The following is an 11,625-nucleotide window of genomic DNA, read 5'->3' as shown; positions in this document are numbered from 1 at the left end:
GCCACTCATTTAGGTCAAAGTCTGACGGCATCCGCGGCGACCAGGTCGAGCTCGACACAGCCGTTTCGTGCCGTCCGGCCTGCGGGCCTTCCGGCGTCGGCCACTCATTTAGGTCAAAGTCTGACGGCACTCGCGGCGACCAGGTCGAGCTCGACACAGCCGTTTCGTGCCGTCCGGCCTGCGGGCCTTCCGGCGTCGGCCACTCATTTAGATCAAAGTCTGACGGCAACCGCGGCGACCAGGTCGAGCTCGACACAGCCGTTTCGTGCCGTCCGGCCTGCGGGCCTCCCGGCGTTGGCCACTCACTTGGGTCAAAGCCGGACGGGACGTGCGGCGACCACGATGGGCTCGACCCTGCAAGCCGAGGTTCCCGACTCGGCTGCTCAGGGAAGGCCACACCCAGCGCTCTGTTTGCCTCGACGACTCGTAGGTACTGCCCAAGCTTCTTGAGGTTCAAGCCAGTTCTTCCTGTGGCTTTGGTGAAGTCCCGATAATCTGCGTTCAACGACCGTCGCTGCCGTTCAGTGCCGTTGATTCGGCTTACTATGCTCTCCCTACCCGTACTTTGGAGCCAATCACTAAAGCTACGTTGGTACGAAGCAGTATTCTGGATAGTTTTTTTTCTATTTTGGGACGCCGGGTCGGATCCGAGCTTGCTCAGATCGTCGCTGACCAGGCCATCAATGATGCTGACGTCGTCAGTATAGGCATTTCCTAAGTATTTTCTAAGCTTATCGAACGATGCGGTCCGATTTGTTGTTTTAACGTAGTTCTTGTAATCCGCGTCCAGCGACGCTTTCTGCCGAGAATTGCCGCTGATTCGGCTCATTATACTACCCCTGCTCTCCCTTTGGAGCCAATCGCTAAACGAACGTAGCTTGGAAGCCATGGTTGAGGCGGGGGCCTTCTTTGCGCGAGTCGCGTCGGGTCCCAGATTGGCCCAGGCTTCGTCTTGTAGGCCATCGATGGTGGGGGCGTCCTCCGGATAAGGGTGCAATATTTCGCGCCCCATCAGGCGGGGTCCGGCACCGACTGCTTGGAGCCCCTCAGCTCCGAGCCTCCGGAGGTGAGACAGTGCCGCGTCGAGCCGGTCACGATGGTCCCCACCAGTTGCGGTGTACTCCTCGATGTCGAGGGCTAGTGACTTTGGCTCGTTAAAAGCCCGAGTAGTCAGTGGACCCTTGTTCTCTTTTAGGAGCCAACGAGCAAACGCCCTAAGAGCCTGCACATTGCTCTTGATGGTAGGCGCGGGAACCCTTCCGGCCCTTCGACCGCTGCCGCCATTGTAGGCTTTGACTGCTTCCTCGAACTGTCGGATCATCCGCTTGTCCTGGGGATGCATCGGTTGGTCTTGCGTGTCCACCCACGCGGGGGCGGATATGGGATTTCCGGCCCGGAAACGCTGGAGCACGTCCAATGCTCCACCCAAATGATTCCTGCTATTGGCGCTCGCCACTTTCGCAAAGTCATCCTTTTTGGCTTTCAGCAGATCAGCGTCGCCAAGTAGCTTTTCCAGTGTCACGCCTTCGGGTTGAAGGAATTCGCTAAACATTCTGAGAGCGGTCACGTAGTTATCAATGGTTTTAGGCTTGCGGTTCTCGCCGACCAACGCCACCTTGAATTCTTCAATGAGGCTCAGGTCCGCATCGGACTGGCGGCTCCGCTTGGCAAAATCCATGCGAGGCTCTGAATGGATCACGTACGACAGTGAGTCGCCGGACGACTTTTCGTGACGACTGCCCCCGAAGGCTTTGCCGAGCCCTGATTTAATACGAGAAAACAGTCCACGGCTCTTGCTATCCTTCGTCCGCGCCGCAAGCCGCGCTTCCGATGGTGCTGTGTAGCGCGTGCTACTGAATGGCCTGTCACGCAAGTCAGACTGCGAGGCCTTCGCAGCCGAGCCAAGGTGAACGCGAGGAATATCGACGCTGTACCGTGTACTGCTGACCGAATTGTCCAGTAGGCTGGAATGCGGCGGCATCCGCATCGAACCGCCGACGTTAGTGCGCTGGATACTTCCATGCGCCACTGCGGATCGAGTGTCGGGCGAACCAGCATCCCCGGAGCTCTCGTCAGGGGAACTGAGCTGCAAGTCGCTCAATTGCCGCTCAAAGCTCGCTTGGCCAGCAGGCTTATTGTCCGACTTTTGCCTCGCCCGCTGCTGCTCTTGCAAGGCAGCGTACTGGTGCATCCAAGCGTTGGTATTGAATGGATCGTGATTGGATTCCATGCCACTCTCCTTGATGAGATAGAACTGCCGCGTCAGATGGGATAGAATTGCCGCTTCGAAGACCTTGCGATGGTCAAACATCCATGTCTTAGCAGCGCTAGCTTTCGACGAGCTGACCACCTCCTACGGGGGCCTGTCGCGACGATCCGGGTAGCCGACAATTCGCAGATCGCCATGCCGCCTTCAGACTTTGTAAGCCTTGTGAAGTCCGAAGAGACGCGCAAGCTGGTCGATTTGGTCGTCGACAGGGATACGTTGCAACGTTTTGTTACTCGTGAGCGGCAAGGCCGATCACATCACAAGACCATCCACCGCTTGACCGCTCGTTTCGCGCCGCTATTGCTGGAGCGCTTCCACCGCAGCAAGCGCAGCGTGACCGGCAAATGGCATGTCGACGAGATCTCCACCAAGGTCCGTGGCCAGCGGATGTATCTCTATCGCGCCATCGACAATGTCGGCGATACCGGCGAATTCTATTTCGGCGAGCAGCGCTGGAGCGTCGTGGCCGACCGGACCGCATCGACATCGACGGTAGCCAGACCAATCGGGAGGCGATCGTTTCCTGCGACACCACAATCGCTTGCAGGATCGCTCCCGGCGCCGGCTGAAGCCGATCCGGATCGGCCGGAGCCAGTGTTTGACGGATGTATGGACAAGGGCCGTTCTGCTCCAATGTCCTGGGGGTGCTCTGTCCTGGGGGGGTGCTCTCGAGCGCACAAAAAGGACAAAGCAACCACCGGTGATTCGCTCTCTTTCATTACCGATCCTGGTTCAAATTGAGATTTTTGAAATACCAAGACGGGTCATCATCGGACGAGTTTGTCTCAAAGCTTGCTTCGCTGGAATTGGCCCCAATGCTTACTTCGCTATCGGCATCATAGCCCTCGGCATTGGACAGATATAGAGGAGGTTTGTCAGCCCGCTGCCATTCACCGTCACTATTCTTCGCCCATTTTTCGGGATGCTGTGTAGGATCAAGTATCCACCGATTGTCACCCACGTGAACAAAGCCCATTTGGTCTAGGCGGGCTTCATTTTCCGTCGCGGCAGGTCGTGACATGACCAGCGCCTGATTGCCGTCGAGCCGAAGTTGATGTTCAAGCAAAATATCGCCTGCATTGTCGGCTAGCGGATGAGTAACCCGAAGGTCTACGACGGATGTGATCCGATCTTTCCCAGGAAACTGTTCCCGCCACGATTCTCCTTCGATGCTAAATCCGCCTTCTGTTCTTAAGATCCCAACGCTTTTTTTGCCTAGCTGATAACTAAAGTATCGCGCCTCTTCCGTATCATCGTGGGTACCACCGCAGAGCCTTGCAACCATTACCGTGCGCGCGGCTTTTGAGGACACGAAATCCGTGTACTCTTGCGGATTGTCCGCGATTTGTTTGATTTCATCGCCGTAAAATTCCCTCACTTTCCTACCGAATGAAGACCTGTCGATCTCGACGATAGGAGGCTGGGAAACGAGCGCGTATGGCCGTGCGGGCGCTGAAGACGAACTAGCATGGAGATCAGGCGCCATGCTTGCAATTGTTTCCCCAAAGCTATCACTGTCGTTAGACGGCGTTGTTTCGTTAGCTTCGCAGGCGCTTGTAGATGAGCCACTGATTCGACTGTACATGGCAATTCGTTTCCCTTTTTGGCATGAATCTTTGGAAGTGAGCTTGGGGCGTTGGGTTGCGCTCGAAAAGATACTCGAACGAGCTGACAGTGAGCTGATCCGCACGTAAGAGTCGTTGCCGCGCGGCGACGCGCTGTTTGATCTGCACGTTCTCATCCAATTCCTGGGCCTTCAGCATCTCGCGCAGCGCATCGCGGAGCGGAACAGCTTGCGGATTGATGCTGCCGGCTCGATGCCGGCATCAGCCTCGGAAACTATCTTCGGGCAGTCGAACGGCAACGACGAGATTGGTCGACCTCGCAATACGCTCTCGCGCTCGGCTATCGATCTTGTCCATGATGTCGAATACGTCATGAACACTGCGAACCCGCCCGGCTTCAAGAGATCGATCGAGCGCGATGCAGTAGTCATGAAGACGCAAACCCATCGAGCGATAGGCGCGCTCGCATCGTACCGCGCGATCGTATAAGGGCGGACCAATGGGGATCGAAACTCGCCGGCAGCTTGGTGCGGGCGAAGTCGCCGGTGAGGATGCGCGCGGCTGCCGCAGCCGGACGACGCGTGCGATCACCGGATCGAGCTCGATCCCGGTGGCACCGCGAGAGGTCCCCACCTATATCCAGCGTCGAGCAGCCCGCACCGACCGGTGCTCCGCCTCGGCAAGCGGGTGGTGTGGCTGGCCGCCAGGCACTGTGGTCAACAAGGACTTACAGAACGCAGGGGTGAGCTTGCCGCGGTGGATCACGACGTTCTCGTGACCGATCGCAGCCCGGGCGTCCTGCCACTGCCGATTGTGGCCGCGCTGTTCATTGGACTTGACGTGGCAAGCGGCGAAGTCGGCGTCATCCAGCATCGCCAACTGCCCTGCAAATACCGGTTGCTGTGTATGGATGTGCACCCACATCGGCCTCGGCATTGCACCATTGCGCAGCGCCTTGGGCTGCAGCCTGATCTCGAACAGTGTCCCTGGCTCGTCCCTCAACGCGCGTGGTCGATCGGCAGGCGTCAACTCGTTGGCCTCCCGCAAGTGTTCAAGGTACTTTTGTGACGGAAAGGCGTAGGTCTTCATGCATTCGATCGAAGTAGAGGCCTTTTCCTCGGTCAAAGCCTTGGCCAGTCCCCGCGCTTCGGACAACATCCCCTTGAGCTGGACTGTTTTGTCGTGCACTTCGACCACTTGCGCAGGCGTGAATAGGCCGCGTCGACGAGGTTCCTCCAACGCAGCCAGACAGGCCTGCATCTCGGTGGCCTGCGTCTGCAGGCGCTCGACCACGGTGTCCACGGCGTGGTCGGAGTCCTCGGGTTTCATCTGGCGCGCTCGCGAGACGGTCCGTTGCTGACTAGCCAGATCGAACTGCAAAAGTTCGTCCAACCGCGTGAGTCGTCCCGTCAGGGCCGCCCTCGACGCCGGGGTCTGCCAGATCGCCAAATGTGCAGCCGCCGACGACGCACTTGCATGCGCCTCCTTTGCGCTCACGAGCTTCTTCGTACCTAGATCCGAGCGCACGAGAACCTTGGTTGCTGGCGCCGTGACGCTGCCGCCGGCAGCGACTTGCGGCCGCCCGGTAGCCGAGCTGCCGGCGCCAGCGGCCTGCTTGCTCTTGCCTTTCCCCTTCCTGCGCGATGCAGAGCCTTCGGCCACTGCAGCCTTGCCGTCGGCCGGTATCGCAGCGCCGGCGTCAGCCCACGGTGTAATGACGGCTGAGGTATTCGGCTGCAGTGCCAGCAAGTGCATAACCTCGTGCGCAGTGATCCAAGCGTCGTCCACGATCTGGCCCAACAGTTGCAATGGGAGGTCGGCACCTGTTCGGCCATCGCTTAGCTTGGCAACGATGTCGTCTTGCAACGCCAATGCAAATTCCGAAAGCCGCTCCATGACGCCTTCCAGAACGGCACAGTGCTCTGCGTCGAGTGGGCGCCCATTGCTCTTCAGAACAGCGTCGGACGTAGAGAGGAATGCCGGAAAAACGTCACCGACGAAGGTTCCCAGCAGACGCACCCGTCCCTTCTCATCCATGAGGATGTCCCTCACGGCTGGTTCGAACGTGCTCGCCAGCGGCTCAATCTTGACCTGCGCGAGAGAGATCCGCGATTGCACCAGCGTGACCTTGTTATTCACTAGCCAGCCGGTGTGCAGCCGCAGGGCGGCCTGTTCGACCTGTCGGATCTCGGTAGTTGCACTTGGTAAGTTGACAGTGGCCGCGCAGACGGACCGCATCCGTTCGCAGCGCCATGTCTTCTTTTCCCACCACTCCATGCTGAGCACATGGGGCTGCGCTAGACTGGAAACCGATCGGCTCAGCTGGTCGCCGGTAGCGCTGGCTTGGAGCCCCCTGAGCAGGGCGGTCGTACGCTCCTTGCTCTGTTCCAAGGCGTAGATAGTCGGTCTGCCCAGTTGGTCGCATTGGTCCGCCGCATCGAGCACAGTGGAGCGGACTTGACGCGCTTCATCGTCGGACAGAATGCTCCGCGCCACAGCCTGTGGCAGGCTCGCGTAGTAGTCCAGAACTGCTGAGCCTGCATTGACCACCCGATCGATCAGCTCTTGCGCCTCCTCCAGGTTCCGGGCCTTCATGGCCGCATTGCGGCAAGCCTCCAGTTCCTCCTGCAGGCCGTCCACTCGTTGCTTTGCCGCGTTGATTTCTTCGCCTCTCAAGGAAATGGGGACTGCCACATCCCAGGTTGGCGGCTGGCTGGCTCCAGCCTCGGACATTGAAGGATAACCGCGGCGGCGCGCAGTGACAGCCCGCCTCGTAGTGGCTGTATGTGGGCTTCGATGCGCGCCAACGGAGGGACCGGAAGGCCCATCGCCAAGGACATCATCGGCACCGGGCGGAACGCGAGCGAAGGATGTGCCGCTATCTTGAGGTCCAGAGCGCATTTGGTCTACGACGGAATCGAACGATTGGCTGCCTTCCCCAGGGGCAAGATTTGATTGCGAGCGTGAACTGCTCGATGCCCATGTGCTGTCGGTTCCAGCATTGCCCATGCGCGATCTTCCGGGTCGGCCAATGCCCGTCATATTCCATCTCCGATGGTGTTGGGGCTGATCTCGGTCAGCCGTGGTGTTTCAGAACTTCGGCGTATAAGTGCGATCGCCCAGATGAAACGTGGCATGAGGTGTGAAGACCAGCAGCATGGCCGTCGACCGTCGCGGTCAGCCCGGGGCCGGACGGCGCGGCCTACATCCTGGCCAAGCTCACCTTAGCAGTAGCGGCCAGGACTCGCAGCGATCGCCTCATGCCGCACGTCGACGCGATCTGGCGTCGCAGATCTTCTGGAAACATGCCAGGATCGAGCCCGTCAGACCAAACCACGAAAGCCAAAATCTGACATGCTTTCCTTCCTCCAATTGTTGCCCAAGGCTCCTATTAGGAGGTCTAACTTTCGAGAAGCTGACGACTCCAAGAGCCAATGATGGCGACATTGATTGGCCCTATGGGCGGTGCATCCTGCGTCCGAGCATCCCTGCCCGGCAGGATCAGCAGAGCTTGCGAGTACTGCGCAGGATTCACAGGTCTGAACGCGAAAGGCGACAAGGGGAGCAGCTCTCGCTCGGTTGCGAGTTCGCCTTCTCTTGCTGGTACCTTTTCTTGCCCGGCACCGCCTAAAACGCCCCTGCGGTTCAGGCCGGCGCGACCCAAACTATTGCTTTATGGTCGTCGTCCCAAAACCACTGCGGTCTTTGGCGGATATGCATTAGCCAATAAAAAACCGGCCTCAGCGTGCTTCTGATGCCGGCCATTCAGGTCTTGGGATCGTCGCACCCGATTTCCAGGGAAACCGAGTTGGTTCGATCCGACGCTGACCCGTAGTTGGAGGGCTGGGGGTTTACGAGCCGGTGCCGGACCGAACCGTCTCAGGCAACGCCGACTGTCTCGTTGGAGATTGAGGCGGCGGCGCAGCTAAATTCCGGCGACAATGCGTCAAAGCATCACCAATTCCAACAGCCACTTCGCAAACGTGACTGGATGTTTCCGAAATAGCGGTGCCGGCTCTCGTAGCCGGCCTTGGTGCCGAGCGAAGGGTCGAGCATGCCGGATCACGGTGGCGGGACGCAGGACGCAAACCATCCGCAATATTGATCCGTCTGCATGAGCCGGCCACGCGCGCGCCGCGATTATAGCCGTGCGCTTCGGCCAGCGCGAACTCGACCAGATCCTCAGGCCTACGAACGTATGGCAGCAGTCGTTGCAACAAATCCTTCAAAGAAATTCGTAGAGTCTTTGCAACTCCACCCCCCCGCGAATGGTACGCATGTCGCATGATGGAAGTGGGGATCAAATCATGGTGCTGCATGCTCTCCGAGGGCCGAACAGCATGCATCTCGGTTTTGAAGGCAGGTCAATAAAAGCCCCCACCTTGGTTGCGGCCCAACGTGTAAACCTTGGTCCAAGAAGCTATTGGTTTCGGAAGCTGTAGCATCTTCGGAGACGCCAAATGACGAAGTCAGCAGGACCAGTGCCGCAATTTTTGATGTGGCGTGATGCTTACCAATGATGACACTAGTCAATCGCCTGAGGACGGCAGCGCATCTTGATCGACTTCGAATCCTTGGCCTTTGCGCACACGCGAGCCTAACGGTTTGCGAGCTAGCGAAAGTTCTGGGGTTGCGGCGCGAGCTTGTTGGACGACACGTCCGGCGGCTCGCCAAGGCTGACTTTCTTTGCTGCAACGAACAACGTCGGGGGTCTTCGTACCATCTCAAAGCGGGAGGCAGGGACGGCGGGCTGGTTCAATTGTTGATTGATCTCCTGCCCCACGACGATGGCTATCATAAACGAGACCTGCAACGCCTCGAAGAGATACGAGATGCGCGGTCCAAGGAGACCGCCTGCTAGCCGTGAGAAGGATCAATCCAATTGGAACGGGAAACTGCCATGGAAAATTCCGCTGCCAGTGCAAGCGCGCCGCTCGACACCTACGGACGGTCTCCCCTGGCCGCGGTTGATTCCCGCGTTCACGAACTGCTTCAAAAACAGGTGCGGCAGGAGCGTACGACGCTCAAACTCATCGCATCGGAGAACTTTGCCTCCTCGGCGGTGCTGGAAGCGACCGGCTCGATTTTCACCAACAAATACGCTGAAGGGTACCCTGGTGCGCGCTATTACACGGGAAACGAGATCGTCGATGAGCTGGAGAACCTCGCTATCGAGCGCCTGAAGGCGCTATTCGGCTGTGAGCACGCTAACGTCCAGCCTTATTCCGGCTCGCCGGCCAACCAGGCCATCTATCGAGCACTTTTGAGCCCTGGGGATAAGGTCATGGGCTTGCCCCTCCCCGAGGGAGGCCATCTCACGCATGGTTGGTCGGTCAACTTCTCCGGCAGTGATTATCAACGCGTCCCCTATGGCCTGCACGAAAACACGCAGCAAATTGATTATGACGGCTTGCGCGACACGGCCAAACGGGAACGGCCGAAACTCATTTGGGTCGGCGCAACTGCTTATCCGCGTGTCTTTGACTACGCGGCAATGGCCGAGATCGCTTTGGAGGTGAACTCCTATCTGGCGGCCGACATCGCACACATCAGTGGCCTGATTGTCGCCGGAGCCCACCCGAATCCTGTCGGCCATTGCGACGTCGTCGGCAGCACGTCCCACAAGTCGATACGCGGTCCACGCGGTGGGTTCATTTTGTCAAGGAATGAAGACCGCCATCAGGCGCTCCATCATCCGAAGAACAAACACAATCTCGCCAAACGCATAGATCGCGCGGTGTTCCCTCTCCTGCAAGGCGGGCCCCATATCAATATCATCGCCGGGCTAGCTGTCGCTTTGGAGGAAGCCTCTCACCCGGCTTTCCGTGTCTACGGTCAGCAGATCGTCAAGAATGCCAAGGCTCTGGCCGAGGCGCTTCTGGAGCGAGGTTATGAGCTGGTCACCGGCGGGACCGACAATCACATGCTGATCCTTGATCTTCGGGATCGACCATTGTCAGGCAAAGCCTATGCCGAGCGACTGGCAAAGGCGGGCATCATTACGAACTTCAATATGGTGCCGGGCGACCCGCGAGACCCGGCGGTCACAAGTGGTATCCGCTTAGGCACACCAGCAGTGACGTCCATGGGCATGCGCCAGGGAGAAATGGTGCAGATCGCCGCTTTCATCGACCTGATCTGCCGCGAGCCCGCCGACCCAGATGTTCATGCCTCGGTGCGAAAAGACGTTGCCGACTTCTGCGCTGCCTTCGATGTCCCTGGTATCACCGACCGATAAGACGGCCGAATCCAGCGCACTCCCATACAACTCCAGCACCCAGAAGCGAGGGCATTCCATGACCAGGCAATTCGTGTTCACTTCCGAATCCGTCGGCGCGGGACATCCAGATAAGATGGCCGACAACATCTCGGATTCCATCCTCGATGCAATCCTGCGTAACGACCCCAAGGCGCGCGTGGCCTGTGAAGCATTGGTCAAGACCGGAATGGTCGTTCTGGCTGGCGAGATCACCAGCAGTGCGCAGATCGATTACAGCCAAGTTGCCCGCGATACGATACTCGATATTGGATACGACGACGATGCCATCGGCTTTGATGGTCGGCGTTGCGCCGTCGTTCTGGCTCTCACCGAGCAGTCGCCCGACATTAGCCAGGGCGTTGACAAGGGTCGAGGACAGGATCTCGAGCAGGGGGCGGGGGATCAGGGCCTCATGTTCGGGTACGCATGCAACGAGACCGATACATTGATGCCTTTGCCGATCCAACTCGCTCACCATTTGACGAAAAGGCAGGCAGAGGTCCGGAAAACGGGACAGCTTAGCTGGTTGCGTCCGGACGTAAAATCTCAAGTGTCCGTGCGCTATGAAGGTTTGCGCCCGGTGGCGCTGGATACCATAGTCCTGTCGACGCAGCATGACGAGGTGGTCTCACAAGAAACAGTAAGAGAAGGCGTCATTGAGGAGATCATAAAGCCGGTTTTGCCGCCCCACCTGGATACGACGGGGCTCAGGTTCCTGGTCAATCCAACGGGCCGGTTCGTGATTGGTGGGCCGCGCGGCGACTGCGGGCTCACCGGACGCAAGATCATCGTCGATTCCTACGGCGGGATGGGGCGCCACGGCGGCGGCGCCTTTTCGGGCAAGGACCCATCCAAGGTTGACCGGTCAGCTGCCTATGCGGCGCGGTACGTTGCGAAGAATATCGTAGCTAGCGGACTTGCGCAGGTGTGTGAGGTGCAGCTTGCCTACGCCATCGGCGTGGCCGCGCCGGTGTCTATTCACGTCAACACCTTCGGGACCGCAAGGATCGATGAAAAGCGGATCGAGCGCCTTATTCCCGAGTTATTCGATCTGCAACCGAAAGGCATTATCAAGATGCTTGATCTCCTACGCCCGATATACCGCAAGACCGCGACGTACGGGCACTTCGGCCGTGAAGAGCCCGAGTTCACCTGGGAGAGGACGGACAGAGCCGACGACTTGCTGCGTGAGGCAGGACCTGCAGCAGCTTGAGGGCCGACGCTGGATCAAGCGCATGCGGCACCCATTCCAACTCGCTAGACCCGCGCCCGACCGGCATGGCAAGAAGCCGGCTGGGTTTTTTGGCGGAGACATTGATGCCGGATTATGACGTGCTCTGCATCGGCAATGCCATTGTCGACATCATCGCCCAGTGCGACGAGGAATTCCTCGAGACCAACGGCATCATCAAGGGCGCGATGAACCTCATCGACACCCAGCGCGCCGAACTGCTCTACAGCCGCATGGGCCCGGCCATCGAAGCGTCCGGCGGCAGCGCCGGCAACACGGCGGCCGGCGTCGCCAGCTTCGG

Annotated in this window: 7 protein-coding genes and 3 pseudogenes; 6 read left to right on the top strand and 4 right to left on the bottom strand. The window is 58.9% G+C overall.

The features are described from left to right. Positions 1-2,311, bottom strand: a 2,311-nt coding sequence (locus AC07FD_RS20965; RefSeq protein ID WP_478351384.1) for a Ulp1 family isopeptidase, incomplete at its 3' end; no start/stop codon positions are given. 216 nt (positions 2,312-2,527) lie between these two features. On the opposite strand from AC07FD_RS20965, the pseudogene AC07FD_RS20960 reads away from it, so the two are divergent. Next, positions 2,528-2,876 (top strand): annotated as a pseudogene (locus tag AC07FD_RS20960) (DDE-type integrase/transposase/recombinase); the annotation flags it as partial. A 111-nt stretch (positions 2,877-2,987) separates the two neighbouring features. Here AC07FD_RS20960 and AC07FD_RS20955 read toward each other — a convergent pair. Then, positions 2,988-3,755 carry a host specificity protein gene (locus AC07FD_RS20955; protein WP_167392133.1) on the bottom strand — a complete coding sequence of 256 codons (768 nt, stop codon included), beginning with the start codon at positions 3,753-3,755 and terminating at the stop codon, positions 2,988-2,990. On the opposite strand from AC07FD_RS20955, the gene AC07FD_RS20950 reads away from it, so the two are divergent. Next, positions 3,754-3,963: a hypothetical protein gene (locus AC07FD_RS20950; protein WP_143748758.1), complete on the top strand. Its 210-nt coding sequence runs from the start codon at positions 3,754-3,756 to the stop codon at positions 3,961-3,963. The two genes, AC07FD_RS20955 and AC07FD_RS20950, sit on opposite strands and share 2 nt — an antisense overlap. A 138-nt stretch (positions 3,964-4,101) precedes the next feature. Here AC07FD_RS20950 and AC07FD_RS20945 read toward each other — a convergent pair. Further along, positions 4,102-4,446 (bottom strand): annotated as a pseudogene (locus AC07FD_RS20945) (class I SAM-dependent methyltransferase); the annotation flags it as partial. 21 nt (positions 4,447-4,467) lie between these two features. Further along, positions 4,468-6,876 carry a hypothetical protein gene (locus AC07FD_RS20940; protein WP_478351383.1) on the bottom strand — a complete coding sequence of 803 codons (2,409 nt, stop codon included), beginning with the start codon at positions 6,874-6,876 and terminating at the stop codon, positions 4,468-4,470. 1,474 nt (positions 6,877-8,350) lie between these two features. On the opposite strand from AC07FD_RS20940, the gene AC07FD_RS20935 reads away from it, so the two are divergent. From AC07FD_RS20935 to AC07FD_RS20920, 4 genes and pseudogenes are all read left to right on the top strand, one after another. Beyond that, positions 8,351-8,695 carry an ArsR family transcriptional regulator gene (locus AC07FD_RS20935; protein WP_378976403.1) on the top strand — a complete coding sequence of 115 codons (345 nt, stop codon included), beginning with the start codon at positions 8,351-8,353 and terminating at the stop codon, positions 8,693-8,695. Between the two features lie 39 nt (positions 8,696-8,734). Beyond that, a complete protein-coding gene (locus tag AC07FD_RS20930) occupies positions 8,735-10,072 on the top strand; it encodes a serine hydroxymethyltransferase (RefSeq protein WP_378924340.1) in 1,338 nt (445 codons plus the stop codon). A 58-nt stretch (positions 10,073-10,130) separates the two neighbouring features. Further along, the gene (metK, locus tag AC07FD_RS20925) at positions 10,131-11,306 is read left to right on the top strand and encodes a methionine adenosyltransferase (RefSeq protein ID WP_095085167.1); all 1,176 of its coding nucleotides are present in this window, start codon (positions 10,131-10,133) and stop codon (positions 11,304-11,306) included. Between the two features lie 104 nt (positions 11,307-11,410). Next, positions 11,411-11,625, top strand: a pseudogene (locus tag AC07FD_RS20920) (adenosine kinase); the annotation flags it as partial.

This window comes from Mesorhizobium waitakense, assembly GCF_056431085.1.
This window is presented reverse-complemented; position numbering and strand designations above follow the sequence as displayed.